Below are 25,818 nucleotides of genomic sequence, written 5' to 3' on the forward strand. Positions count from 1 at the left end.
ATTTTCGATATGTTGCCTATTATTGGCATGTACTCCAAATACGAAAAGTGAAGGAAATGAAATCATGCCACCACAAAGTGCTATTTTACATTTTGGACAGCAAGGTTTAAAAGATTTTGTTCAATATAGTAATGCGCCGATAGATCGCCAACCTGCGGGGATGAGTTTTTTGTCACTAGATTGGAGACCGCCCAAACTGGGACAGGTTAAAATTGTGACTGAAAAAAGTAACTTTGAAATTGATAATGTTATTAGTGTAATGGGGACGCAAGTTGCGCGAATGGGCAATGATGGTGTTTTGATTATGGATGTAACCGCTAGTTTACATGCTAATGAATATACGACTAGAGAAGATGCATATAACGCTTATGTCAAACTTATGAAGCAAATGAATGAGAAAAACTGGAAACAGTACTATTTACCTTTTACTGAACGTATAGATAAACAAGATAATCTAAAATATATGAGAAAGCATATGGGGAAGGTTATTGATCCAAGCTATATTTTAAGTTTTAAAGAGTGGCAAGAAATGTTGAATATGACCAATGATCATATGTTTTTTGATTTATATAATAGTAATATTAATTTAGGAATATCTCTTTCTAGAACTCATAAAGACGATGAAAAAGAACAATATGTTGTTAGATATGGTTTTGAGCACTTTAGATATAGTGGTTTTAATGCTATTTCTAACTCAGATGAAATGACAGCAGAACAGTTAAAACAAGCCTTTTTAGATGAAAGAAGAGACAATGAAAAAGATCGTAAATTTAGGGAAGAAAAAATTAAACTGGAAGGCTATCATATTGATGACAGCTATGTAGACCCTGATGTTTGGCAATATATGCAATAGGATATTTGGTGGGCTTTGTTTCACAAAGTTGTTTGTTAGGTTTAATTTAGCAATATAATTGTGAGACGAGTAAGCCCACACTTAAAATCTATTCGACATCCAACTGGCCTAATTACAATAAAAAGTTTTAATTAATCGTGGAAATATTTCGATTTGTTTCGATCTTCAGACTCAATGGTGCACAAAATTACTGCAGTAGTTTCGCTAAGAAAAAATGCAAACCTAGGAAAGATAAAAACTGAGTTCCTAGACGTTTAACTGTTTTCAGTAATTCATTCCGTTCTAAAGATCTCAATTGCTTATCTTTCCAAGGCTTTGCATTCTTCCTAGGTGGAATGACTGCATGTGCATCTCGATCTAAAATGACTTGTCTGCAGTGCTTCGTGTCATAAGCACCATCGGTATAGACCGAATCAATTCGTTCATCTAAGGGAATTTGAGAAAGTAAATCACCGAGTACTTGCGAATCGCTCACATTGTTTGTAGTGAGTTGTACTGCACGTATTTGTAGGGTTTTAGCATCGATACCAATATGAAGCTTACGCCATTGGCGACGATATTCAGGTCCATGTTTCTTACGTTTCCACTCACCCTCACCTAGAAACTTCAAGCCAGTTGAGTCTACGAGTAGATGTAGCCCATCGCTACTTTTTTGATAGCTAATCGCAATATCAATATACTTTTGCCTTCTCCGTATGGTCGAATAATCTGGCGCTATCCAATTTAATCCAGAGAGTTTAATCAAGCTTTGAACAAAACCTGTGACCATGCGTAAAGAGAGTCTGAATAAAGATTTGATCATTAAACAGCATTGAATAGCGGTGTCTGAGTAAGTTTGACTTCGACCTTGCTGGGCTTGTGGTTGTGCATACTACTGAGTGTTTGGATCAAACCAAATGGAAATATTTCCTCGGTTAATAAGGGCACGATTGTAGGAAGACCAGTTAGTGGTACGATAGATTTTAGGAGTAGGTTTATTCATTTTGAAATTATAGGACTGAATAAATCTTCTAGGCTAGGTTTGTGCAACAAAGCCACTTTAAATCTAAAGTAAATGGGTTATTTGTTAATAGTTGTGATGAATCAATTATATATCAAAATTATTATTGTAGCTGGCTTGTTTTTAATAATTTAGTAAATAGGTTGCATCGCTTTAACGATAACTAAAACTAGTTAAAGGTGAAGTAATAGATAATATTAGTGGTTTTTTATTTGATATATTAGATATTTTCGTAAATCAAAATTAGGTAATCCGAAATAAATAGTAGAGTTCAAAATATTTATTTGGGGTGAAAAAAATCATGACTTTATCTGAATTATGTAGTCAAATTTTCGGAATTTATGTTGTGAGTAGATAGTTATGAAAAAAATAATATATTGGGAATTATATTTTCAGTATTTTTATAATAGCATGCAGCCACAAGCTTGCTTTTAATAAAATTGATCTTAAGCAAGCTGAATTAAATAAATATTATAAAGAAACAATAAAAATTGAAGATATTAATATTTTAGATATCAGTTTTTATACAAATTTGCCTAGTAGCTCAGGACTTGATATCACAATTGAAGGAGATTCTCCATTTGATAAAAACTTAATAAGTATACAAGGTGTTCCAAAAGTTGAAGGTAGTTACGAAATTGTAATTAAAGGTGAGTTTAGAGGTGGTATTATGGATGGAGTCACCGAATTTAATAAAAAATATAATTTAATTATAAAATAATATTATTAATATCTTGGATTGTGTCTTTATATAGTATATTACGGTCTATTATAGATGGATTTAGAAGGAACATTACTTAAAATAAATTGAATAACAATCTTATTGATTAGCCATTTTATCTAAATAATATAAAAAAACCCGCTTACGCGGGTTTTTTGATCTCAAACGAGATTACATATTCGGATAGTTCGGACCACCCGCACCCTCAGGTACAACCCAAGTAATATTTTGTGACGGATCTTTAATATCACAAGTCTTACAGTGAACACAGTTCGCAGCATTAATTTGGAAACGCTTAGAACCATCATCATTTTCCATGATTTCGTATACGCCAGCAGGGCAGTAACGCTGAGCAGGCTCATCCCATTGAGGAAGGTTAACGTTTACTGGAATTGATGGATCAGTTAATTTTAAATGCGCTGGCTGATTTTCTTCGTGTACTGTATTCGAAACAAACACTGAAGATAAACGGTCAAATGTAAGCTTACCATCTGGTTTTGAATAGTTTGGTTTGAAGTTCACTGCATCAACAGTTTTTAAAGCACTGTAATCAGGTGTCAAATCACGTAAAGTGAACGGAACTTTAAATACATTTTGATCGATAAAGTTGAATGCGCCACCGAAGAATGTACCAAACTTATGCATTGCAGGGCCAAAGTTACGAGCATTATATAACTCTTCTTTTAACCAACTGTTGTTAAATTTCTCTGTATATGACGTTAACTCTTTAGCAAAGAAATCTTCGCCTTCAGTTACACGAGCAATTGCAAGGTCGCCGCCTTTTTCTACACCAGCTTTAATTGCTTCAAATACAGCCTCACCACATAACATGCCTGATTTCATAGCAGTGTGTGAACCTTTAATTTTTGCAAAGTTCAAGAAGCCAGCATCATCACCAATTAAGCTTCCACCTGGGAAGGTGAATTTAGGAAGAGAGTTAAAACCACCTTTAACTACTGCACGTGCACCGTAAGAAATACGTTTACCGCCTTCCAATACATCTTTAATTAATGGATGTGTTTTCCAACGTTGCATTTCCATGAATGGATACATATGAGGGTTTTGGTAAGATAAGTCGACAATCATACCCAATGATACTTGGTTATTTTCAGCGTGATATAACCACCAACCACCAGATGAACCAGTTTCAGTTAAAGGCCAACCCGCACCGTGCATGACTTTACCTGGTTTGTGCTTCGCTGGATCGATTTCCCAAAGTTCTTTAATACCGATACCGTAATGTTGAGGATCAGCGTCTTTATCTAAGCCGAATTGAGCGATTAGCCGTTTACCTAAGTGACCACGGCAGCCTTCAGCGAATAAAGTGTATTTCGCATGGAGCTCATAGCCTGGTGTAAAGTTATGTGTTGGCTCACCATCTTTACCAATACCCATATCACCTGTTTGGATACCTTTTACAGTACCATCAGCATGATACAGAATTTCCGCTGCTGCGAAGCCCGGGAAAATGGATACTTCAAGCTCTTCAGCTTTTTGTCCTAACCAGCGTACGACGTTACCCAGAGAGATGACATAGTTACCGTCGTTGTGCATAGTTTTAGGCACAAAAGCATGAGGCATTTTTTGAGATTTTTGATCTGAAAGAAGGAAGTACGTTTCATCTTCTGTAACAGGTACGTTTAAAGGCGCACCTTCTTCTTTCCAATTTGGGAACAATTCATTAATAGCGCGTGGTTCAAGCACAGCACCAGAAAGAATATGCGCACCTACTTCAGAGCCTTTTTCAACGACACATACAGATAAATCGTTGAGGTTGTTTTCAATTGCAAGTTGACGGATTTTGATCGCAGCTGAAAGACCCGCAGGGCCCGCTCCAACGATTACAACGTCAAACTCCATCGATTCACGTTCGATGTGTTCCATAAAGGACTCCTCATAAAGTAAAGGGTGGCAACCGATAATTCCGACGGTGCTGCCATGAGTGTTCTTAGTTGCAGGTACAATTTTGCTCTCGTACCTTTTATATATTTTGCGCTAGTATAGGTTCAAACCTTGATCAAGCCAATTGGCTGAGTCGCTTTATTTTCCGTCAGCAGGGCATAAACCATGGTAAAACAAAATGATTCTATAACAGCACAGCCTGATTCACTTGTACCTGATGATAAAAACTTAATCAATATCGTACAATATCTAAAAGATGCACAGTCAAGTCACAAAAGGTCAATCCCACCTCTTGAACAATGGAACCCAAAGCATTGTGGCTCAATGGATTTGAAAGTAAAAGCGAATGGTGAATGGTGGCACGAAGGTCAATTGATTAAAAGACAAAGCCTCATTGACCTATTCTCGACAGTACTGTGGAAAGAAGACAACAAATTTTACTTAAAAACACCCGTTGAGCAAATCGAAATTGAAGTCGAAGATGAACCTTTATTGGTCAATCAGGTAGATCAAGTCGAGATTCAAGGGCTTTCCTATCTACAGCTAACAACGACCACTCAAGATCTCATTATTGTGGATCAAGATCATCCAATCTTTATGCGTGATTTTCAAGGAGAGATGCGTCCTTATGTGCATGTGCGCTTTGGCATCAACGCATTGATACAACGTTCAGCTTTTTTTCATTTAGTTGAAATGGGGGAGTTGAGCGAAAATGAGCAAGGTGAATCAGTTTTGAATTTAAAAAGTGGTAATCTGCTATTGCAATTAGGGACTTGAGGTTTAAGCTTAGCCCATTCATTTAAGCATTATAAAAGTAGTCGTTGAGATGTCTGCAATTTTACCCCAACCGAGCTCTAATGAGCCTATGCCTCATGCACTTGAACATGCCCCTATTGGGATTTTCGACTCGGGTATTGGTGGTTTATCTGTTGCATTGGAAATAGCAAAATATTTACCCAATGAGCATATCCTTTACTATGCAGATACAGCTCATGTCCCTTATGGTCCGCGCGAAGATCAAGATATTCGTCAGCTCACAGCACATGCAATCGAGTGGTTGTATCGTCAAGGATGTAAAGTTGCGGTTGTTGCGTGTAATACGGCATCAGCTTTTAGTCTGGATTACTTAAGGACGCATTATGGTGAGCGATTTCCGATCATTGGGTTGGTTCCTGCGTTAAAACCTGCAGTGTTACAGACACAGTCTAAAGTGGTAGCTGTATTGGCGACTCCAGCGACTTTTAGAGGCCAGTTAATCAAGGATGTAATGCAGAATTTTGCAGATCCTTTAGGCGTTAAAGTTCATCAAGTCACCAGTTTGGATTTGGTTCCTTTCGTGGAAGCTGGGCAACAAAATTCGCAAGCCTGTATTGCAACATTACAACGAGTACTTGATCCCGTCATGCAAGATCAAGCCGATTATTTGGTGTTGGGTTGTACGCATTATCCATTTTTAAAATCTGCAATTGAGCATCTTTATGCAGAGCGACTGACTTTGGTTGATTCTGGATTTGCTGTTGCACGCCAAACAGCAAGAGTCCTTATCAAAAATAAATTCAATGCAACTCAACCATATGACAAATCAGTGCAGTTACGTTGTGTCGTCAGTGGCGGAAATGCGCTTGAACTTCAGCCTGTACTTCAAAATATGATCGGGCATGAAATACTATGGTCAATTGAAAATTTAACTGATACATTCGAAGAAGAATGATCAATATCAAGCTATATATTTTAAGCCTTATGAGTAAGGCATTTTTACCTAGATGCAGGATTGGATTAAGGCATGCTAGATAAGCGTTACCAAGTGTTTATTACAACTTCTGGTAAAGAGATGCAGCCAGAGCGTATGGTTGTGTCTCAAACGCTGATCGGTATGGGTTTTTTTTCATGGGGTTTAGAACAAAGAACACCTGTAACAACCGCTTTTGCACGCCGTCAAATTGATGATTGTGATTATGTACTTCTGCTTTTAGGAAGCCAGTATGGTGAGCAATCTGTCTCTGGTATTAGTTACATGCACTTGGAATATATCTATGCCGTGACTAAGCAAAAGCCCATTATTGTATTTATGCATGAACAGCCAGAATCGCGTGAGGAGCATTTACGAGAGCATGAAGTGGATCTTCAACAGCGCTTTCAAAATTTCCGTCAACAGATCATTCGAGAAGTTGATCAGGTCGTATTTTTTAAAAGTGCTCGTGAATTAGAGCTAGCACTCAGGTCTCATATGCCTCAAATGCTTGAACGTTACCCTGTTTTGGGTTGGGTAAGACCACAAAGCATTCAAGCAAAACAAGATGAGATTGATCGATTAAGAGCTCAGCTGGCACAAGCAAAAATGGAACAAGCCAAATCTGAAGTCGATCCTTTTCTATCTTTGCCTAGAATAGAGTGGGATGATCAATTCAGTTTTGATTATCGTATGCATGCCTATGTTGATAGTCATTTTAAAGAAATTATTTGTATACGTTCCATGCGATGGCATGAAATTTATACTGTTCTTGAGTCTCAATTTTCCCAAGCAACACCAGAAGATTTTTATTCTAAAGTGTTGAATCAGTATTTGACTGATACGGGGCTGGTCGATGCTCAATTGCAACTTCCTAAGGCACATATGGTATCTAGAGCACAGATTAATGTACGTGCATTGCATACCATCAAGCAACAAATGCGTAATAATGAATGGATCGTTCCTGTAGGACGAGATGATCGTCAGCGGATGTTATGGAAATGCATGAATAAATAGATCAAGTTCATATGATAGTTTTTCTCTTTCATTCACATTTTAAAAAGCAATCATAAAATCACGCCGAATTTACTTAGACTCTGATAAAGTATTTCTTAATTAAACAGTGAATTGATGTGGATCAGATGTCTGAGTTAAAGCCGAAAATCACCGTAATTATTGCCAACTTGGGAACACCAGATGCCCCTACAGTGCCTGCGGTACGAACTTTTCTAAAGCAGTTTTTATCTGATCAGCGTGTGATTGAGATTCCATCGTTTTTGTGGAAAATTATCTTACATTGTTTTGTTTTACCATTTCGACCAAAGCATGTTTCTGAAGCATATGCGCAGGTGTGGAATGGAGATTCCCCTATGCGTGAAATTCTGTTGAAGCAAACAGATTTAATCCGTCAAAAAGTTATTCAAGATTATCCAGATTTTGATGTTCAGGTCGTTCCTGCGATGACTTATGGTCATCCTAGTATTCATGAGGTTCTAAAAAAACTTACTCAGACACCGCAAGATCACGTCATTTTATTTCCACTTTTTCCTCAATATTCAGCGACATCTACAGCACCTTTGTATGATGCATTGGCGAAATGGGTTTTAACGCAGAGAAATTTACCTGGCTTAAGTTTAATACGCGATTATTATCAACATCCAAAATTTATTCAGGCTTTGGCAAAGAGTGTTCAGGTTTTTCAGGCGCAACACGGTAAAGCGGAAAAATTATTAATGTCTTTCCATGGGATTCCTCAGCCTTATGCAGATAAAGGTGATCCATATGCCGACCGTTGTAGGGTTACAGCGAAAAAAGTCGCAGAGGCTCTGGGATTACGTGACGATGAATGGGCTATCAGCTTCCAATCACGATTCGGTAAACAAGAGTGGGTCAAGCCATATACAGATGCGTTGCTGACTGAGTGGGGACAACAAGGAGTTCAATCTGTCCATGTTCTCAGCCCTGCTTTTTCAGCAGATTGCTTAGAGACTTTAGAAGAGTTGGCTGTGGAAAATGCCGAAACCTTTAAAACAGCGGGCGGGAAAGACTATGCCTATATTCCAGCGTTAAACACTGATGCAGCACATATTGATTTGTTGGTCGATTTAGTAGAAGCTCAACTGGATGCACTCAAGATTACCCTCCAACATTCTGCGTAAATTTAAAGGTTCCTATGCTTCAAGTTAAAATTATTCCTGTGACAGCATTTCAGCAAAATTGTTCATTGGTTTGGGATCAAGAGACCAAAGAAGCTGTGTTAATTGATGCAGGTGGTGAGCCTGAAAAAATTATGCAAGTTGTGCAAGAGTTAGGCTTAACAGTGAAGGAGTTATGGCTAACTCATGGTCACCTTGATCATGCTGGCGCGGTTGGAGCATTGGCGCGAGAGTGGGGTATTCCAGTAATTGGTCCTCATAAAGAAGATGCATTTTGGTTAGATATGATTCAGGAAGTTTCAGCACGATATGGTTTTCCGATTCCAGAGCCTGTTGTGGTTGATCAGTGGCTTGAAGGTGGTGAAACTTTAAAATTAGGAGAAGAGTCCTTTGAGGTTCGATTCGCTCCCGGTCATACGCCTGGCCACGTCATGTTCTATAATGCTAACTATGGCTTGTTATGGACTGGCGATGTTCTTTTCAAGGGTTCAATTGGTCGAACAGATTTTCCCAAGGGAAATCATCAACAGTTGCTGGATTCGATTGAGAGAGAATGTTTTAGTTTGCCAGATGAAACACAGTTTATTTCAGGGCATGGTCCAATCAGTACCATTGGCTATGAGAAAAAGTTTAACCCGTTTGTGGCAGGTAAAGCTGGTTAATTAAAAACGAAAAAAGTGATCTCGATTGATATCATTCAATTCCAAAAATAGAAGGGCAGCGGCTAACACAAATAGTGCAGAGATTAAAATCAAGACGAAATCATGTTGATAAATGCCTAGACCTGCAAAAAGGAGGCCTAGGCAAGTTAAAATTATACTGAGTATGAATGTGAATTTATAAAGTCTCATGTATTTATGAAAGTAGAATTGTTGTTTTAATGTGATTGTCATCACAATATCACAACACAAACTTAAATAAAATCACATTTATCGAGTTTTCTTAAAAAAGCTAATTTTTTTGGTTGTGTAAATATAATTGAATTATTTTTTTTAATATTGAGCAAAGTTGGCATTATTCATGATATTCGCCTTGATCAGCTTGAGGAGAATCCTGTGTTGGAAGGCGATATTCATCGTTTGCCCAAGCCCCTAAATCGATAAGTTTGCATCGTTCAGAACAAAATGGACGAAATTCATTGCCAGTCCATTGACTAGGCTGTCCACAGCGTGGGCACGGAAATGTTTTTGGCATAAATGAATCCTAGTAAAATAAAACAGCTAAAATAGGCAAAAGCATCTAGAGTTGCTAGACTTGTCGCGTTTTCATAAGTTTGATCTGATTATGCCGATTCGTCAATTTCAAGCACAGCGTATGCATGCGCCACGCGACTTTCAACCGATTCTAGCTGAACCACTATGTGTTGAGATTGGGGCGGGTAAAGGTAAACATGCTTTATTGTTTACGCAACAAAATCCGCAAAGACAACTAATCGCGATTGAACGAACTAGAGAAAAATTTCTAGCGATGCAAAAACAGCATCAACTAGAGGGACAAACCAATTTGCGACCTGTACATGCAGATGCAATCCCTTGGATCGTACATGCGCTATTTCCACAGCAAGTTGAAGATTTTTTTATTTTATATCCGAATCCTGAACCTCATAATCCAGCGCAACGTTGGTTGAATATGCCTTTTTTTGAATTTTTACTGTCTCGATTGCAATCGAATGGTACGATCACTTTGGCCAGCAATATTCCTGAATATATCGACGAGGCAGAGCAACAACTGCTTAATGTTTGGAACCTTTCTTATGTTAAAGAAAGAATCCCTTCAACTTCGGCAAGAACGCATTTTGAAGTGAAGTATCTAGAACGTGGTGAGTTATGCCAGCAGTTGATTATTCAAAAACCTGAAGCGTACCAAACTCGCTTCGATCACTTTATGCCTCTGCAGGGGCAAATACCGATCTCTTCTGAAAATCAACAAACGAATGATCTATGAATTTGGAATATTCAAAGCGAATCGCAATCGTAGGCGCAGGTCCGGCAGGTTTAATGGCTGCTGAAGTTTTATCTGCTCATCCTGCATTTGAAGTTCATATTTTTGAACAAAAGCCTTCAGCTGCACGTAAATTTTTGATGGCAGGTAAAACAGGTTTAAATATTTCTCATGCCGAACCTATCGATCAATTTATTGGTCGTTATGATCATGCCGAATGGCTTGCACCTTGGGTAAAAAAATGGGATGCGCGTTGGATTCGAAATTGGATGAAAAACCTAGGGATTGAATCCTATGTTGGAAGCTCTGGTCGTATATTTCCCAATGAAATGAAAGCAGCTCCATTACTGCGTGCTTGGTTAAAAAGTTTAGTAGATACCAAGGTCAACTTTCATTATCGGCATCAAATTACCGCGCTTAATCAAAATGAACTGACAGTTTTTGATACTCAATCCAATTCAATACGAACTGAGCAATTTGATGCGATTGTATTGGCGTGTGGCGCTGTGTCATGGGCACAGTTGGGTAGTGATGGGGCTTGGCAGTCATGGTTGGCTAAAGAAGAGTTAAAAGCGTTTTCCCCGAGTAATGCTGGTGTAGTCAGAGCTTGGTCTTCGTATATGGAACCTGTATTTGGCTCGCCACTCAAACGAGTTGAAGCTTGGGTGGATCATCAGCCCAAAGCTAAGGGTGATATCGTGATCACCCACTATGGTTTGGAGAGTGGGTTGGTCTATAAGCATGGTCGGGCACTTCGAACACAATTGCAAGATCAAGATTTCATGGTTTTAAATTTAGATTTACTGCCAGAATTATCTGAGCATGAAATCATCTCTAAACTTAAGAATGCTAAGAAACAAAGTATTAATAATATTTGGCGAAAAATGGGATTAGACACTGCAAAGTCAAATTTATTACGTGAATTGACCCCAAAGCATGATTGGGCGTTTGCAGAGAAAATGGCTCAGCATATTAAACATTTATCTATCAAACTAGACGGTTTTAGACCCATTGAAGAAGCCATTAGCTGCGCAGGTGGTGTACGGGAAATTGCCTTGACTAAACAGTTACAGTTGAAAAGTAATCCAATTGTTTTCTGCTGTGGAGAGATGTTGGATTGGGATGCCCCGACAGGTGGTTATTTACTTACAGCATGTTTTGCAACAGGTCGAGCAGCAGGATTAGGTGTAATTGAATACCTAAATAAAACTGTTGAAAAAGACTAGCCAAGCGCTAGTCTTTATTTATGATTATTTCGCAGTGAGTGCATTTCCTTCAAATTTAATGCCATCCCATCCATGAATCATGAATTGACGGATATTTTGATGATCTGATGCTTCAGGTGTCGCCAGAACAGAAGCGTAGTGTTCTGCAAAAAGCTGTAATGTTTGTTCTTGAGAAAGACCATTTAATTTGGCAAAGGAAAAAACTTTAGCACTCCCTTGATTTTCATTACTGGCATTATATTGTTGACCATTACTAAATGCGGTTGGCGTATGTGTATAACCTGCTTCAATAAATGAAATTACGTCTGCAAATTTTGCTTCGCCATTTTTTAATTGTTCCAATAATGCTTGAGCCATAATTGAGTCCTTACACGTTTAAATTTGCTACATCTTAACGAAAAAACGCGTGAATCCAAGACAATAATTCGTTACTTTTTAAGGGGGAAATATGATCAATACACGAGAACGGACATAATATGAGTTGGTTATGGGTAGCATGTGGTGGAGCGATTGGTGCAACACTTCGATATATGACCAGTATGTGGTTCATGCAAAATGCAGATCAATTTCCATGGGCAACTTGGATTGTGAATATCTTGGGCTGTGTTCTAGCAGGGGGATTTTTTGCATTCAGTTTACAATATCCTGTATTACAACATGAGGCTCGCCTATTTTTTATGGTTGGCATATTAGGTGGTTTTACCACATTCTCAAGTTTTGGCTTGGAAACTTTTCAATTGATAAAATCTGGGCAATACAATTTGGCACTGATGTATGTTGTGAGTAGTATCATGATTGGACTCTTGGGATTGGTTTTGAGTTTTTCCTTTACTCAATTTTATTTAACCCATAAATAACGATAAGAATAAAAAAAAGCCTAAATTGGAGGAGTAAATTTAGGCTTTAAAATAGTGAGAGTCGAAAATTTTATTATTTACGTTTAAAGCGACCGAAACGCTTATTGAAACTTGCCACACGTCCTTCATTATTAGCTTGACGGACTTCACCAGTATAGAAAGGGTGCGAAGCACTTGAAATATCTAGCGTGACATAGGGGTAAGTTTTCCCTTGATATTCTTTGGTTTGCTTTGACTGAATCGTACTACCGATGATGAAATACTGATCTGCGTTGGTATCATGAAACAGTACTTCATGGTATTCAGGATGAATATTGGGACGCATGGAAACACTCCTAACTATTTATATTTTGTTATAATATAACATAACAATAATGAGCATTGTAAGGTCTTGTTAATTTTTCAATTAGGAACGAGCGTTTCAAACAAATCATTGATATTGTCATCGACTTTTAAGTTAATCAGATTCCAATAGTGTCCAGAAATAGTACGATTGACCATTAATGTGTCTGGAGAGGGCTTAAATGTATCCCAATACTTAAGTGATTTTTTCACTAAAATGACGCCATCATGATGAGATGAGTTTTCAGCAAAATTGTATTGAGTGGTAAGGGGTCTGAGCAACACTTCTAACCATTGTTTGTAAAGTTCCTCAGGGAATTTTCCTGTTTCAGCAAGAGCATCCAATGCGAATAAATGCTGTTCAATCTCTTGGATATTTTCAGCACGACCAGCGCGAACTAATTTTTTAAATCGATCCACCAGTTCAGCAGATAAGGTTTTAACACCACCGAAATCATAGATGATGACACTACCATCGGAGCGGAAAGCAAAATTGCCAGGATGCGGATCACAATGAAAGCGTTTTAGATAGAAAATCTGATGGCCAAGAGCCTGAATTAGTCGACGACCAATTTCGTTACGTGTTTCAAGCGGCCAAGTGCTTGCGGTTTCAATATTGTCACCTGCTTCTAAGCTCAATGTAAGAACTCGTCTGCTGGAATAATCTTTGAAAACTTGTGGGATAATAATTTTAGAATCCAATGCTTGATGGAAGGTTCTAAATACCTCTAAATTTTGCGCTTCAATTTCATAGTTGAGCTCTTCGTGTAAGCTGTCTTGAATTTCTGCAAATAATCGATCTTGTAATTTTTTATCGACTTTTAATACACCCATCAAACGTAAAGCCAAGCGGACTTGTTTTAAATCGCTTTCGCATGCTTCATCTACGCCTGGGTACTGTACTTTTACAACGACTTCTTGGCCATTTTTTAAGGTTGCTTTATGAACTTGCCCAATCGAAGCTGCTGCAAAAGGTTGTTCATCAAATGTTTTAAAAACATCTAACAGTGGCTGACCAAGTTCTTTTTCAACTTGTTGCTTGATTTGCTGGAAGGGCATCGCAGGGGCTTGACGTTGTAATTTAGCAATAGCCTTCGCGACTTCAGGCGGGAAAATATCTTTGTATTGTGATGCAATTTGACCAACTTTCATTACAGCACCTTTCATTTCCCCAAGGGTGTCTGCAATTTGAACACCAATGTCTTGAAAGAGCTTACTGCGTGCTTCGTTTTTTTTATCATCATCTGCATTAAAGGTGCGGATAGAGTTGGACACGGTTTTAGTAGCAATACTTGCAGTCATACCTGCGAGTTTCATGAAACGACGGCCGGGAGAGCTCGCTTTGTTTGCCATGAGTTGAGAACCTCGATTCATTATTTTCATCTTCTGATTTGATCATAGGCGACAAATCAAAAGATGCATATTTGAAATTGTTAATGAGTTGTAAGTAAATGATTGGCATAAAAAAATAAATCCCGAGCATTCGGGATTTATTGTTCATGATGATTGACTACGCTCAAGTCGCTGATTATTCATATATAAACGTCCGAGTAAGAGTACACAGGCAATACTTAACCCCACGATCAATCCAATCCATACACCCGCAGGACCAATGTTGGTAAATCTAGAGAGATATACGCCTACAGGGAATGCAATCACCCAATAGGCAAGCATAGTAATCCACATAGGACCCTTCGTATCTTGCATGCCTCTTAGACATCCTGCAGCACTGATTTGCCAAGCGTCCATCAGTTGGTAAGCAACAGCGAATAGAACCAAGTAAACCGCAATTTGAGTCACCAATACATCAGAGGTATATAACGCGACAATTTGATGGCGGAAGACCCACAATAAAACCATGGTCATTACTGCCAGTACAGTACTTGTTGCTAAACCCAACCATTGGACTTTACGCATAGATTGGTAATCCTTTTCACCATAATACGTTCCCACTCGGATGGTAAGTGCGATCGCGAGAGACATCGGGATCATAAATAATTGTGACGTAATGGAGATGGCAATTTGATGCGCTGCAACCGTAATTTCACCCAATGGACTCAATACGATTGCAGCGGTACTGAAAATACTGACCTCAAAGAAGATAGCCAAACCAATTGGGAAACCTAAAGCAAGGATGCGTTTTAACCAGTAGCGATCAATTTTTTCAAAATGACTAAAGGGTTGGGTTTTTTGATATGCCTGATTATTCAAGATATACAATGCCAACGTGATCAGCATCAGCCACTGTAGAATTGCCGTTGCAAATCCACATCCAGCACTTCCTAATGCAGGAATTGGACCTAAACCATACATAAACACAAAATTAAGCGGAATAAGTACGACTAAGGCCATTAAACTGATCACAGTCACTGGGCGTGGATTACCAATCGCCTCAGAGTATCCTCGTAGTGCAGCAAACATGGTGACTGCTGGCATACCGAATCCAATCGCATGTAAGAATAGGCCAGCTTTAGGGTGAAGTGACTCTGGAACGCCAAGAAGAGGAAGCGTATAGGGGAGAATCTGTAAGACTAGACCAGCAATAATCCCGAGAACTAAAGCAACCCATAATGCTTGTCGTGTAATAGTGGCAATTTTCTCTGGAGTCCTCGCACCGTTTGCTTCAGCAACCAACGGCGTTGTTGCAATCATAATACCGCTAAATAGCAACATGACAGGAATCCAAAGACCTACCCCGACAGCAATTGCCGCTAAGTCTAATGCAGATAAATGTCCTGCCATAATAGTATCAATCAGTCCTAATCCTGCTTGCGAAAATTGCGTAATCAAGATTGGGATCATGAGATGAAATAGTTTTTTTAATTCATAACTGATGTTGGAAGTTGCAGTCACATTAGACACAAAAATTACTCATCGTTTTTATGTGCTTAGAATGAAGGTTTAGCGTTGTAAAGTGAGAAGCACACCTATAAAAATCACCACGCCACCCAAAATGCGCTGCCAATTAATGGCAATTTTTTCTGTACCTAAAATTCCAAAATGGTCGACTATCATGGACATAACAATCTGTCCAAAAATAATTAACGCCGATAAGGTTAAGAAACCTAATTTAGGTGCGGAATAAATACTAATACTGATGGCATAAACACCTAAAAAACCGCCAAGCCAAAGATGCCAAGGAATTTGTACAATTTCGCTCAATTGTGGTTTTTCAGTCTGTTGAAAAAAAACCAGTATTGCGAGAACTATTGTACCAATCAAAAATGATAAAAGTGCAGCTTGTAATGGAGAATATAAATATTCACGTAATTGTGTGTTAATCGCAGTTTGGAAGGTCATTGCGATTCCGATCCCCAGCGCTAAAGGGATAAAGAATAAAAATTGGCTCGCGACTTTAAACATAAATGCACCCACGTCCTTGTTTTATATTGAGTGTAAAGTAAAAACTGAATCAGTTCTGAGCGTTATGGTGTAGTCATGTTAAAATAAGTTTTTTAAGTTTTGAGCTGTACGTTTGGCTACTTTGAATCCACAAGATATTCCATTGTCACTTTATATTCATATGCCGTGGTGTGTGCGTAAATGTCCATATTGCGACTTTAATTCGCATGCAGTACCCAATGGGGCATTGTCCATGGCGTTGGAGAAAGAATATTTACAAGCATTGGTTGAGGATTTCAAAACACAGATAAATTTTGCTCAGGGTCGTCAAATTCATAGCGTGTTCATAGGTGGAGGTACTCCTTCTCTCATTTCTGCTCAAGGGTATCAATGGCTATTTGCTCAGCTAAGCGCTTTGATTCCGTTTGAGGATGATTGTGAAATTACCTTAGAAGCCAACCCCGGAACGGTAGAACATGATCCATTTGCAGATTATTTAAAGGCGGGGATCAATCGGTTGTCTTTAGGTGTCCAAAGCTTTAACTCGAATCATCTTCAAAAACTGGGGCGTATTCATTCCAACCAAGATGCAATTTCAGCAATTGGTTTGGCGAAAGATGCAGGCTTTAAGCGAATTAATGTCGATTTAATGCACGGCTTACCTGAACAAACGCTTGAACAAGCATTACTTGACTTAAAACTTGCCGTGGAGCACGGTGCTACACATATCTCGTGGTATCAGTTAACCATTGAGCCCAATACCGTATTTTTTCGAACTCAACCTATATTGCCTGTCGATGATGTATTAGAAGAAATTCAGGTACAGGGTGAGGCCTATTTAATCGAAAATGATTTTACTAACTACGAAGTGTCGGCTTGGCGTAAAGAAAAACCCTCAGCACATAATTTAAATTATTGGCAATTTGGCGATTACTTAGCGATTGGTGCTGGTGCGCATGCTAAAGTGACGCTAAGTGATGGTGTATATCGTTACCAAAAAACACGATTACCGAAAGATTATCTAGCGAAAGTCCCTGCAGAGCATTTGCATTTTAAGAAAATTGAAGCTGATGAAATGCCATTCGAATTTATGATGAATGCACTTCGACTTAATCAAGGTGTACCAACCTCATATTATGAAGCTCGTACAGGTTTATCTTTGAAATCAATCCAAGTTCAAATTCAGTCATTGATTGACAGAAAATTAATAGTAGATGATCCAAACCGTTTGTCATGCACTGCTCAAGGACATTTATATTTGAACTCATTGCTTGAGGAGTTTCTGTAAGTTCTATAGTTAAACTCCAATGTAATTTTTAACAGCGAAACTGTTAAATCCACACTTATTTCGCTCCTTTACTGTGAAAATAATGATGAGTTTTTTAATGGTTCTCATCAAGATAGGTAATAAAAATGAAATTAGTTCTAGTGGCTTCAATCTTGGGATTGGCATTCGTTGGTTGTGCTGATAAAAAACAAAAATAGTGAGCAAATGTCAGAACAAGAGAGACCAGCGCATTTAAATGCTGAAGCTTCAGCGCCTGTTGATCAAGTTGCTCGTGCTGAAGGTGAACAGGTGATCCATTTTACTGGACCAATGGATTTAACATTAGAGCTAAAAACAAATGACAATTTTCAAACGGCAGAACTCAGGGATAACTCGGATGCGGTTTATCACCTGAAGAACGCGGTTGCTGCAAGTGGTGTGAAACTTGCAAATGAAAATGGTGTTTCAATTCATTTTAAAAATTTCAATGGTTTGAATGAGGGAACAGTTGAACTCGTGAAAGATAAGCCAATAGAGATTAAAGAGTACCGTGAGCATTAAAATATATGCATTAATTTACAACACCTGATTGGTTGTTCAATCAGGTGCTTTTTTATTCCTTAATTTGAGCGTTGATCTTCAACATACTTTTTTAAATGATTGACCATTTCCCACTGAGAACCAATAAAACGATATAGGGCTTCAACTTCTTGTTTTGTCGCGCCTTGAATAAATTTATCATCTAAAGTTACTTCAATTTTTCGTTCAAATTCTGTGCTATTGGCGTTGATACGATCAAATTCATAGGTAATTTTTGAATGGATTGGGACTTGAGCAAATTGCTCTATGGTTGCGATAACAAACTTCTTATCTTTCTCAAACTCAATCACATGCCATTCATTACTCCAATCTTTTATGCCTGGAATCGGGCTGCTAATAAACTCTTTAAAAGTCGTACCTTTTTGAACGCGAATATTCTTAGGCTCGATGGCTTGAGTTGCACCCAAATTAATTTTTGGCCAGAGATTCACATTGGTTAAAATATTGAAGACTTCACTCACAGGGCGATGAATAATGACCTCAGCAGATCCACTCGTCGAGTAATTCAAATTCTTTGTTGAATACGTCGTGGTTTTTTGGTGATGTTTAATATCCGATTCAGCGAAGCTATTTGTAGCGAAAAAGACTGCAATGAGTAAAGAGAGGGAGATCAAGGTCTTATGCATATTATTTTCCTTTTTGTATATTGATAAAAGCTCGTTTGGAATATTTATATCGCTTGATCAAGATACCACTGTTGTATTCTTGCTCTAAATGTAATTTCGTATTCTTAAAGTAAGATAGTTTATTCGATCAATAAAAAAAGACCGCCTTGGCGGTCTTTTTTCTATGAAATCTTAGTAATCAAAACTAAAGTGTTCAGCTTCTAAAGACATTAAAGTTTTCGAAGGGTTAACCATAGATTCAGCATGACCTTGAGCACGAGGAAGTAAACGCTCAAAGTAGAAATCTGCAACTTTGATTTTCGCTTTGTAGAATTCTGGAGTTTCTTGACCATCACCTGATGCCAACTTCGCTGATGCCACTGCCGCTTGTTGAGCCCAGTAATATGCCATCATTGCATAACCAGAGAACATTAAGTAATCCACAGAAGCACTTGAAACGATGTCGCGATCTTTGCGTGCAGCAAGCATAATACGTACAGTTAATGCGTTCCATTGTGCACAAATCTTAGTTAAGTCCCAAGCAAAACGGCGCATGTATTTATTGCGTGCGTGCTGGCCACAGAATTTTAAGATTTCAGCTGTATAGTCACGAACGACTTTACCTTTAGAAGATAACAGTACTTTACGACCGATTAAGTCTAGTGCTTGAACACCAGTTGTACCTTCGTAAAGCGTTGAAATACGCGCGTCACGAACGATCTGCTCCATACCATGTTCTTTGATATAACCATGGCCACCAAAGACTTGCATACCGTGGTTTGCTGCTTCTAAGCCTAACTCAGTTAAGAAGCCTTTCAAAATTGGTGTGTAGAAACCTAGTTTATCATCATAATCATCAAACTTCGCTTGATCAGCTTGAGCTAAAGCATCAGTCATTTTGTCAGCAAGTTGTGCAGCATGATAGATCATTGCACGGCCACCTTCAGCAATCGCTTTTTGAGTCAAAAGCATACGGCGAACATCAGCATGATGGATAATTGAGTCAGCTACTTTTTCAGGCTCTTTTTTACCTGAGAGTGCGCGCATTGACATACGTTCTTTTGCATAAGGTAATGCACCTTGGAATGCAAGTTCTGCATGTGCTAAACCTTGAACAGCAGTTCCGATACGCGCCGTATTCATGAAGGTAAACATTGCGTGTAAGCCTTTGTTGACTTCACCAATCAGATAACCCGTTGCAGCATCAAAGTTCAGTACGGCAGTAGCAGATGCTCTGATCCCCATTTTGTGTTCAATAGAACCGCAAGTCACAGGATTGCGTTCGCCTACACCACCATCAGCAGTTGGGATGAATTTTGGAACAATGAATAAAGAAATACCACGTGTACCAGCTGGAGAGTCTGGAAGACGTGCCAACACAATATGAATGATATTTTCAGTTAAATCGTGTTCACCCGCAGAAATAAAGATTTTAGTACCTGTGATAGCATAAGTACCGTCACCTTTAGGCTCAGCTTTAGTTTTAACTTGACCCAAGTCTGTACCACATTGTGGTTCAGTTAAACACATTGTGCCTGACCATGTACCAGCAGTGAGGTGAGGCATGTAGGTGTTTTTCTGTTCTTCAGTACCAAATTGCATGATGGTATTCATACAACCCATACTTAAGCCCGGATACATCGTGAAAGACCAGTTTGCTGTACCCATCATTTCTGATTTGATCAGGTTCAGCGACATAGGCAGTGCTTGACCACCAAACTCTTCAGGATACGAAAGACCTTGCCAGCCACCTTGTACAAACTGCTCGTAAGCTTCTTTGAAACCTTTAGGCGTTTTGACTTCACCATCTTTAAAATGACAGCCTTCTTCATCTCCAGGCTGATTAAGTGGAGATAATACATTTTCACAGAAATCTGCAGCACCTTCGATAATCATATCGACAGTATCAGAGTCAGCAGCTTCGCCGTTGCTTAGAGTTTTATAGTGCGCAGGATAATCAAAAACTTCGTTCATTAAGAAACGAATATCACGTACGGGCGCTTTATATGCAGGCATTGAACTTTTCCTAATTTGAATAGAGAAAATACTTTTTAGATGATCCGATTATTGACCTACAACACTAAAAAAACATTGATGTAAGTCACGGAAATAAATGTCAGAATTGCGAATTAGTGTTTAGGCTCTAGAATGAATATAAACTGAATTCATTTGTTGTAGTAGGAGTTTATTAGAAAAAATAATATTATTAATACATAAGCTTAGGTTGGTTTTGTTGTGTGGATGATCATATGTTTAATTTGAATTTATTCAATTTGAATATGCACTAAAAATATGTCACTAAAATCAATTCGAAGAGATTTAATCGATATTATAGAGAGAAAAAAGTGCAATTTAAAAAATTGCACTGTTCACAAGGCACTAAACGTGTGCAAAAACTAAATAAAATCTTTTAATTCTGGACGCACACCATTCCAAATCGCGAAAGATTCAATCGCTTGTCCAACGAGCATTCCAAATCCTTCTGCAGTCGGAATTCCACGCTGTTTCGCTTGATCAAGGAAAGTGGAAGGTTTGCCATAGGCCATTTCATAGGCATATTTGAATTTTAACTGTTGAGGTAGATTGATTGCATCGCCAGATAAGCTTGCCGAGGTAGCATTAATAACAATATCAAATTCACCTGCTATGTGATCAAGACCACAAGCGTTTAGCTCTAGATCTGGGACAGCAGGTTGTAAGTCCTGAATCAATTGCTCTGCGCGAGCAACCGTTCGATTAGCAATCATGATTTTATTTACACCAGCTTTATGCAGTGGATAAATCACGCCACGTGTTGCACCACCTGCACCTAAAATAAGCACGCTTGCTTGCTCAAGAGGCCAATTTAAATGTTGAATGGCTGCAACAAGTCCTTGGCCATCGGTATTGTCGCCATGCAATATACCATCTTTCATCCATAGTGTATTTACTGCTTTTGCAATTTTGGCACGTTCAGTGAGTACATCACATTGTGCAAAAGCTTGTTCTTTAAACGGCACCGTGACATTCAGACCAATACCACCAGCCTTAAAAAATTCATTGATACTCTGTGTAAAACCATCGAGAGGAGCAAGGCGTTTGCTATATTCAAGGATCACCCCAGTCTTTTGTGCGAACGCATGATGAAGCTCTGGAGATCGAGATTGTTCAATGGGATTTCCAATTACGGCAAATTGTTTGCGCATTGCTCTAATTCCTGATGAAGAAGTGGCAAACAATATACGTCAAATGCAGAAAGTTCCCAATATGAACATATTTAATGAAGTGTATTAATGACTTGGGTTACAAATTTCAAATAGGGTATGAAGTAAAATATGCGCAATGTTGAGCAGTAGACCAACAGCTGCAAACACCATCAAGCTAAAACCAAAGCTATCATTGAGTAGTGTTTCTGAAAATATAGTGGTACTGATTGCACTCAAAAGAGCGATAACCAGTGTCCAAAATACGACAACACGTGCGCGAATAGAGTTGTGTTGCATATCGATTCCTTATGCAGAAGTAAAAACTTCCATGAGTAATACAAGTAAAAATTGATTGTACAGTACTTTGCTTAAATTAAACTTAAGAGCTGTGTCAGAAGTGTGACAAAATTTAATCAATTTTATCTATTGTGCCTTTTTTTTTAAGAAAATGTAATGGAATTATTCAATTTCGTTAGACAATGGGATGAATATATTGCTCAACAAAAAAGCCCTGTTTTAACAGGGCGAGTGATTTACATTTAATGCAGTTCAGCGAGCCAATCTCTCGGTTTTAAATAGTAGTCGGTTAATTTTTTTTCAGCAGAGCCTTCATCCCATTCAGGTCTGTATTTCCAACCCGTTAATGGAGGAAGACTTACTAAAATAGACTCAATTCGACCGCCAGTTTGTAATCCAAATAACGTCCCTCGATCGTAAACTAAGTTATATTCCACATAGCGCCCACGACGATACAATTGGAAATCGCGTTGAGCTTCACTATAGGGTTTATCTTGATTACGTTGGAAGATTGGTAGAATCGCATTGAGATATCCATTGCCTACAGCTTGCATGTATTTAAAACAAGTTTCGAAATCCCACTGATTTAAGTCATCAAAAAATAACCCACCGACACCACGTTGTTCATCACGATGCTTCAAATAAAAATAATCATCACACCATTTTTTATGATCTTGGTAGACATGATCGCCAAAAGGTGCACAAAGATCGTGCGCAGTTTGATGCCATGATTTAACATCTTCATCATTCGGATAAAATGGCGTTAAATCAAAACCGCCGCCAAACCACCAAATAGGATCTTGTCCTTCTTTTTCTGCGACAAATAGTCTTACGTTGGCATGTGAGGTCGGCACATTTGGATTTCTAGGATGGATCACTAAAGAAACCCCCATGGCTTGTGCTTGTGCGCCAGCTATATGTGGGTGCCGTTCGGTAGCAGATGCTGGTAACTTTGAGATATTGATGTGCGAGAACATCACACCACCTTTTTCGATCACTGTACCATCTTGCAATACGCGTGATCTGCCACCACCACCTTCGGGACGTTCCCAATCATCGATCTCAAATTGGGCATTACCGCCACCTTGTTGTTCTTGTTGTTCAAGCGCAGCACAAATTCGAGTTTGTAAGTCGAGTAAAAATTCACGAACACGTTGAATATCTGCAGAAGTCGGGTGTGACATACCAAGCCTCTTGGGCAATGAAAAACTAGCTACATCAAAACATAAATTGTATGAAAGATTAAGGTAATTTTATCGATATAGCAGATCGAGATTTAAGTTTAGTCAGGGTAAACGTACTTTGTGATTTGAATTTGCTTATGAATCCTGACCAAGCTACTAGGTTGAATTAAAAGAATAAGCTCCTCAAAATAGGACGACTGAAAGCAGTTAAGCTTTTAATATGTGGTGATTTTAAAGGTGGGGATATGTTCGAAAACGTTGTTTCACTGGTGCAAAAATATAATGTTCCAGGTCCTCGATATACGAGCTATCCCACAGTTCCGTATTGGGAGCAGTCGACTTTTGATCGAGTACTATGGCAGCAAAAACTAAAAATACGTTTTGATAAATCGAATAGCCAACATGGTATTAGCCTTTACATTCACTTACCTTTTTGCGAGTCCTTATGTACTTTTTGTGGATGTCATAAAAAAATCACTAAAAAACATGAAATGGAACAGCCCTATATTTTGGCTCTGTTAAAAGAATGGAAATTGTATTGTGAGTTATTTGTAGAGCGTCCTTTGATTAAAGAGATACATCTAGGCGGAGGGACACCTACATTTTTTTCTCCTCAGCATCTTAAACAGTTGATTGATGGGCTTTTAGCGTTATCACAAGTAGCTGAAGATCATCAATTTAGTTTTGAAGGACATCCTAATAATACTTCCTACGAACATTTAAAGACGCTGTTTGAATTGGGTTTTAGACGCGTTAGCTTTGGTGTGCAGGATTATAATGAAACCGTGCAGAAAGCGATCCACCGAATTCAACCTTTTGAACACGTAAAGCAGGTTACAGAATGGGCGCGTGAAATTGGTTATACGTCTATTTCGCATGATTTGGTCTACGGGCTGCCCTTTCAATATTTAGATGATGTTTTAAACACAATTGATCAAACCATTCAAATTAAGCCAGATCGTTTAGCCTTTTACAGTTATGCACATGTACCATGGATCAAAGGTAATGGGCAACGTGGTTTTAAAGACCATGATGTTCCGCGCGATGAAGAGAAAAGACAGTGTTATGAGCAAGGAAAACAAAAATTATTGTCTGCTGGATATCATGAAATAGGGATGGATCATTTTGCGCTTGAGCATGATGATATGTATCAGGTATTTCAAGCCCAACAGTTACATCGTAATTTTATGGGATATACCGTTTCAAAAACAGAAGTGATGATTGGCTTAGGGATGTCAGCTATTGGTGATTGTTGGCAAGGTTTTGCTCAAAATGAAAAGAAGCTTGAAGATTACTATGCTCGATTAGAACAAAACGAAATTCCAGTTTTTAAAGGTCATCTTTTAACAGAAGAAGATTTGAAAATCAGAAAGCATATTTTAAATCTCATGTGCCATTTTGAGACGAATTGGCAAGGTGACATGGATTTTGCACAGCGACCACAAGTTTTAGAAGATTTAGCTGAAATGCAAAATGACCAACTTGTGAAGATGAGTGAATATGGATTGAAGGTAACGGAAGCTGGAAAACCATTTGTACGAAATATCTGTATGGCGTTCGATTTAAGGTTAAAAAGAAACAAACCTGAAAATCGGATATTTTCTATGACGATATAGTCATCTTCACAAATTGGGCTGAGTCTAAGTAAAAAAATACCCCTAAGCATCGGGGTATTTTTTACAGCGATTAAATTATGCTTTAGTTAAAAATCATCCTTTTGATACATATGTGACATGCGCTCATGTTTGGTTTTTAAGTATTCTTCATTGAATTTATTCAAACCGACCGTTAACGGGACACGATCAACTACATCAATTCCTAAATCAGTTAAAGCTTTAATTTTGAGAGGATTGTTTGTGACAAGTTTGACTTGTTTCACTTGTAAGTGATCCAGCATGATACTGCACATATCGTATTTACGCGCATCAGCGGGTAAGTTGAGCATCAGGTTAGCATCTACTGTGTCATGTCCTTGATCTTGCAAGGCATAAGCACGAATTTTATTGGTTAAACCAATACCACGACCTTCTTGGCGTAAATATAAAATTACGCCTTGTCCTGCTTCGTTAATCAGTTTTTGAGTTGCTTGAAGTTGTGGGCCACAATCACATTTTAATGAAGCAAAAGCATCACCTGTTAAACATTCGGAATGGATTCGTACCAAGACAGGAGAGGTGGGTGCTGTATCTAATCCTTTTGACAATGCTACGTGTTCTTCACCTGTTTTAGGATCTTGAAAAACAGTGATTTTAAAATCACCAAAGGCAGTGGGTAATTTAGATGTGGCAACAAACTCTATAGGCACAGCGACTTCCATTACATGTTCATAATTTGGCTAAAGTATAGCTGAATGATCAGACCATAGTTGAGTATCATTGTGCAAATTTACACAGAAGATTTCCTTTTTTTTGCAAAGCACAAGATAATAGTTGATAAGTAGCATCGATATTCAGGATAATCTAGCTACCTAACAACGCCCGTTTAGCGAAAGCTCAACACTGGACCAATATAAATGTGGTTGATTTAAGGTGTTTTTTTTCGATTTCTCGATCAATAAGAAGAATCGAGCTAACCCATTTACCTAGCTTAGGATTTGCCAGGCTTTAGAAGG

At 38.4% G+C, this 25,818-nt stretch carries 25 protein-coding genes and 1 pseudogene; 12 read left to right on the forward strand and 14 right to left on the reverse strand.

Going from position 1 to position 25,818, the window contains the following annotated elements:
- Nucleotides 1–64: 64 nt before the first annotated feature.
- Entirely contained in the window at nt 65–853 is a 789-nt protein-coding gene (locus AC1M9P_RS03765) for a hypothetical protein (protein WP_481586762.1), read from the forward strand.
- A 187-nt stretch (nt 854–1,040) separates the two neighbouring features.
- Here AC1M9P_RS03765 and AC1M9P_RS03770 read toward each other — a convergent pair.
- Together AC1M9P_RS03770 and AC1M9P_RS03775 are read right to left on the reverse strand one after the other, a co-directional pair.
- Nucleotides 1,041–1,835: pseudogene (locus AC1M9P_RS03770) on the reverse strand (IS5 family transposase).
- A gap of 910 nt (nt 1,836–2,745) precedes the next feature.
- Entirely contained in the window at nt 2,746–4,458 is a 1,713-nt protein-coding gene (locus tag AC1M9P_RS03775; protein WP_481586763.1) for an electron transfer flavoprotein-ubiquinone oxidoreductase, read from the reverse strand.
- Nucleotides 4,459–4,641: 183 nt separating this feature from the next.
- Between AC1M9P_RS03775 and AC1M9P_RS03780 the strand changes: the two genes are divergently transcribed.
- From AC1M9P_RS03780 to AC1M9P_RS03800, 5 genes are all read left to right on the forward strand, one after another.
- Entirely contained in the window at nt 4,642–5,253 is a 612-nt protein-coding gene (locus tag AC1M9P_RS03780; protein ID WP_092768147.1) for a DUF1285 domain-containing protein, read from the forward strand.
- Between the two features lie 49 nt (nt 5,254–5,302).
- Entirely contained in the window at nt 5,303–6,187 is an 885-nt protein-coding gene (gene murI, locus AC1M9P_RS03785; protein WP_092768145.1) for a glutamate racemase, read from the forward strand.
- Nucleotides 6,188–6,259: 72 nt separating this feature from the next.
- A complete protein-coding gene (locus tag AC1M9P_RS03790) occupies nt 6,260–7,222 on the forward strand; it encodes a DUF4062 domain-containing protein (protein WP_481586764.1) in 963 nt (320 codons plus the stop codon).
- Between the two features lie 125 nt (nt 7,223–7,347).
- Nucleotides 7,348–8,364 carry a ferrochelatase gene (gene hemH, locus AC1M9P_RS03795; protein ID WP_035264970.1) on the forward strand — a complete coding sequence of 339 codons (1,017 nt, stop codon included), beginning with the start codon at nt 7,348–7,350 and terminating at the stop codon, nt 8,362–8,364.
- Nucleotides 8,365–8,378: 14 nt separating this feature from the next.
- On the forward strand, nt 8,379–9,023 hold the full coding sequence (locus tag AC1M9P_RS03800; RefSeq protein WP_481586765.1) for an MBL fold metallo-hydrolase: 645 nt from the start codon (nt 8,379–8,381) through the stop codon (nt 9,021–9,023).
- 352 nt (nt 9,024–9,375) lie between these two features.
- On the opposite strand, the gene AC1M9P_RS03805 is transcribed toward AC1M9P_RS03800, so the two are convergent.
- The gene (locus AC1M9P_RS03805) at nt 9,376–9,555 is read right to left on the reverse strand and encodes a DNA gyrase inhibitor YacG (protein ID WP_035264978.1); all 180 of its coding nucleotides are present in this window, start codon (nt 9,553–9,555) and stop codon (nt 9,376–9,378) included.
- A gap of 84 nt (nt 9,556–9,639) precedes the next feature.
- Here AC1M9P_RS03805 and AC1M9P_RS03810 point away from each other — a divergent pair, with 84 nt between their 5' ends.
- Nucleotides 9,640–10,305, forward strand: a complete 666-nt coding sequence (locus AC1M9P_RS03810; RefSeq protein ID WP_481586815.1) for a class I SAM-dependent methyltransferase — start codon at nt 9,640–9,642, stop codon at nt 10,303–10,305.
- Nucleotides 10,302–11,528: a TIGR03862 family flavoprotein gene (locus tag AC1M9P_RS03815; RefSeq protein WP_481586766.1), complete on the forward strand. Its 1,227-nt coding sequence runs from the start codon at nt 10,302–10,304 to the stop codon at nt 11,526–11,528. Before AC1M9P_RS03810 ends, AC1M9P_RS03815 begins: the two co-directional genes overlap by 4 nt.
- Nucleotides 11,529–11,552: 24 nt before the next feature.
- Here AC1M9P_RS03815 and AC1M9P_RS03820 read toward each other — a convergent pair whose 3' ends face one another.
- Nucleotides 11,553–11,885, reverse strand: a complete 333-nt coding sequence (locus tag AC1M9P_RS03820; RefSeq protein WP_035264987.1) for a HopJ type III effector protein — start codon at nt 11,883–11,885, stop codon at nt 11,553–11,555.
- A gap of 119 nt (nt 11,886–12,004) precedes the next feature.
- Between AC1M9P_RS03820 and crcB the strand changes: the two genes are divergently transcribed.
- A complete protein-coding gene (crcB, locus tag AC1M9P_RS03825; RefSeq protein ID WP_481586767.1) occupies nt 12,005–12,385 on the forward strand; it encodes a fluoride efflux transporter CrcB in 381 nt (126 codons plus the stop codon).
- 73 nt (nt 12,386–12,458) lie between these two features.
- Here crcB and AC1M9P_RS03830 read toward each other — a convergent pair whose 3' ends face one another.
- The 4 genes from AC1M9P_RS03830 to AC1M9P_RS03845 form a co-directional block, all read right to left on the reverse strand.
- The gene (locus AC1M9P_RS03830) at nt 12,459–12,710 is read right to left on the reverse strand and encodes a type B 50S ribosomal protein L31 (protein ID WP_035264993.1); all 252 of its coding nucleotides are present in this window, start codon (nt 12,708–12,710) and stop codon (nt 12,459–12,461) included.
- A 77-nt stretch (nt 12,711–12,787) separates the two neighbouring features.
- Entirely contained in the window at nt 12,788–14,080 is a 1,293-nt protein-coding gene (locus AC1M9P_RS03835; RefSeq protein ID WP_481586816.1) for an ABC1 kinase family protein, read from the reverse strand.
- Nucleotides 14,081–14,224: 144 nt separating this feature from the next.
- Nucleotides 14,225–15,529, reverse strand: a complete 1,305-nt coding sequence (locus AC1M9P_RS03840) for an MATE family efflux transporter (RefSeq protein ID WP_481586817.1) — start codon at nt 15,527–15,529, stop codon at nt 14,225–14,227.
- A gap of 99 nt (nt 15,530–15,628) precedes the next feature.
- Nucleotides 15,629–16,090 carry a DMT family transporter gene (locus AC1M9P_RS03845; RefSeq protein WP_035264998.1) on the reverse strand — a complete coding sequence of 154 codons (462 nt, stop codon included), beginning with the start codon at nt 16,088–16,090 and terminating at the stop codon, nt 15,629–15,631.
- A gap of 112 nt (nt 16,091–16,202) precedes the next feature.
- Between AC1M9P_RS03845 and hemW the strand changes: the two genes are divergently transcribed.
- Together hemW and AC1M9P_RS03855 are read left to right on the forward strand one after the other, a co-directional pair.
- Nucleotides 16,203–17,357: a radical SAM family heme chaperone HemW gene (gene hemW / locus AC1M9P_RS03850; protein ID WP_481586768.1), complete on the forward strand. Its 1,155-nt coding sequence runs from the start codon at nt 16,203–16,205 to the stop codon at nt 17,355–17,357.
- 204 nt (nt 17,358–17,561) lie between these two features.
- Nucleotides 17,562–17,897, forward strand: coding sequence for a hypothetical protein (locus AC1M9P_RS03855; protein ID WP_481586769.1), 336 nt, complete (start codon nt 17,562–17,564; stop codon nt 17,895–17,897).
- A gap of 59 nt (nt 17,898–17,956) precedes the next feature.
- Here the strand turns inward: AC1M9P_RS03855 and AC1M9P_RS03860 are convergent, their stop codons facing one another.
- From AC1M9P_RS03860 to hemF, 5 genes are all read right to left on the reverse strand, one after another.
- A complete protein-coding gene (locus AC1M9P_RS03860; RefSeq protein WP_481586770.1) occupies nt 17,957–18,562 on the reverse strand; it encodes an SRPBCC family protein in 606 nt (201 codons plus the stop codon).
- Between the two features lie 171 nt (nt 18,563–18,733).
- The gene (locus AC1M9P_RS03865; protein ID WP_481586771.1) at nt 18,734–20,557 is read right to left on the reverse strand and encodes an acyl-CoA dehydrogenase C-terminal domain-containing protein; all 1,824 of its coding nucleotides are present in this window, start codon (nt 20,555–20,557) and stop codon (nt 18,734–18,736) included.
- A gap of 380 nt (nt 20,558–20,937) precedes the next feature.
- Complete coding sequence (aroE, locus tag AC1M9P_RS03870) at nt 20,938–21,726, reverse strand: shikimate dehydrogenase (RefSeq protein WP_481586772.1); 789 nt, start codon at nt 21,724–21,726, stop codon at nt 20,938–20,940.
- Nucleotides 21,727–21,810: 84 nt separating this feature from the next.
- On the reverse strand, nt 21,811–22,023 hold the full coding sequence (locus AC1M9P_RS03875) for a hypothetical protein (protein ID WP_035265018.1): 213 nt from the start codon (nt 22,021–22,023) through the stop codon (nt 21,811–21,813).
- Between the two features lie 242 nt (nt 22,024–22,265).
- Complete coding sequence (hemF, locus tag AC1M9P_RS03880; RefSeq protein ID WP_035265021.1) at nt 22,266–23,207, reverse strand: oxygen-dependent coproporphyrinogen oxidase; 942 nt, start codon at nt 23,205–23,207, stop codon at nt 22,266–22,268.
- A gap of 245 nt (nt 23,208–23,452) precedes the next feature.
- On the opposite strand from hemF, the gene hemN reads away from it, so the two are divergent.
- Nucleotides 23,453–24,823, forward strand: coding sequence for an oxygen-independent coproporphyrinogen III oxidase (gene hemN, locus AC1M9P_RS03885; RefSeq protein ID WP_481586773.1), 1,371 nt, complete (start codon nt 23,453–23,455; stop codon nt 24,821–24,823).
- An 86-nt stretch (nt 24,824–24,909) separates the two neighbouring features.
- Here the strand turns inward: hemN and ribA are convergent, their stop codons facing one another.
- Nucleotides 24,910–25,512 carry a GTP cyclohydrolase II gene (gene ribA, locus AC1M9P_RS03890; RefSeq protein WP_179999334.1) on the reverse strand — a complete coding sequence of 201 codons (603 nt, stop codon included), beginning with the start codon at nt 25,510–25,512 and terminating at the stop codon, nt 24,910–24,912.
- Nucleotides 25,513–25,818 lie beyond the last annotated feature (306 nt).

This window comes from Acinetobacter sp. 25-47-122 (assembly GCF_056779695.1).

Bases quoted from the DNA above. Each gene is read 5' to 3' on its own strand.
- AC1M9P_RS03765 (WP_481586762.1), top strand. From the start codon at position 65: ATGCCACCACAAAGTGCTATTTTACATTTTGGACAGCAAGGTTTAAAA.
- AC1M9P_RS03775 (WP_481586763.1), bottom strand. From the start codon at position 4,458: ATGGAACACATCGAACGTGAATCGATGGAGTTTGACGTTGTAATCGTT.
- AC1M9P_RS03780 (WP_092768147.1), top strand. From the start codon at position 4,642: ATGGTAAAACAAAATGATTCTATAACAGCACAGCCTGATTCACTTGTA.
- murI (WP_092768145.1), top strand. From the start codon at position 5,303: ATGTCTGCAATTTTACCCCAACCGAGCTCTAATGAGCCTATGCCTCAT.
- AC1M9P_RS03790 (WP_481586764.1), top strand. From the start codon at position 6,260: ATGCTAGATAAGCGTTACCAAGTGTTTATTACAACTTCTGGTAAAGAG.
- hemH (WP_035264970.1), top strand. From the start codon at position 7,348: ATGTCTGAGTTAAAGCCGAAAATCACCGTAATTATTGCCAACTTGGGA.
- AC1M9P_RS03800 (WP_481586765.1), top strand. From the start codon at position 8,379: ATGCTTCAAGTTAAAATTATTCCTGTGACAGCATTTCAGCAAAATTGT.
- AC1M9P_RS03805 (WP_035264978.1), bottom strand. From the start codon at position 9,555: ATGCCAAAAACATTTCCGTGCCCACGCTGTGGACAGCCTAGTCAATGG.
- AC1M9P_RS03815 (WP_481586766.1), top strand. From the start codon at position 10,302: ATGAATTTGGAATATTCAAAGCGAATCGCAATCGTAGGCGCAGGTCCG.
- AC1M9P_RS03820 (WP_035264987.1), bottom strand. From the start codon at position 11,885: ATGGCTCAAGCATTATTGGAACAATTAAAAAATGGCGAAGCAAAATTT.
- crcB (WP_481586767.1), top strand. From the start codon at position 12,005: ATGAGTTGGTTATGGGTAGCATGTGGTGGAGCGATTGGTGCAACACTT.
- AC1M9P_RS03830 (WP_035264993.1), bottom strand. From the start codon at position 12,710: ATGCGTCCCAATATTCATCCTGAATACCATGAAGTACTGTTTCATGAT.
- AC1M9P_RS03835 (WP_481586816.1), bottom strand. From the start codon at position 14,080: ATGGCAAACAAAGCGAGCTCTCCCGGCCGTCGTTTCATGAAACTCGCA.
- AC1M9P_RS03840 (WP_481586817.1), bottom strand. From the start codon at position 15,529: ATGATCCCAATCTTGATTACGCAATTTTCGCAAGCAGGATTAGGACTG.
- AC1M9P_RS03845 (WP_035264998.1), bottom strand. From the start codon at position 16,090: ATGTTTAAAGTCGCGAGCCAATTTTTATTCTTTATCCCTTTAGCGCTG.
- AC1M9P_RS03855 (WP_481586769.1), top strand. From the start codon at position 17,562: ATGTCAGAACAAGAGAGACCAGCGCATTTAAATGCTGAAGCTTCAGCG.
- AC1M9P_RS03860 (WP_481586770.1), bottom strand. From the start codon at position 18,562: ATGCATAAGACCTTGATCTCCCTCTCTTTACTCATTGCAGTCTTTTTC.
- AC1M9P_RS03865 (WP_481586771.1), bottom strand. From the start codon at position 20,557: ATGCCTGCATATAAAGCGCCCGTACGTGATATTCGTTTCTTAATGAAC.
- aroE (WP_481586772.1), bottom strand. From the start codon at position 21,726: ATGCGCAAACAATTTGCCGTAATTGGAAATCCCATTGAACAATCTCGA.
- AC1M9P_RS03875 (WP_035265018.1), bottom strand. From the start codon at position 22,023: ATGCAACACAACTCTATTCGCGCACGTGTTGTCGTATTTTGGACACTG.
- hemF (WP_035265021.1), bottom strand. From the start codon at position 23,207: ATGTCACACCCGACTTCTGCAGATATTCAACGTGTTCGTGAATTTTTA.
- hemN (WP_481586773.1), top strand. From the start codon at position 23,453: ATGTTCGAAAACGTTGTTTCACTGGTGCAAAAATATAATGTTCCAGGT.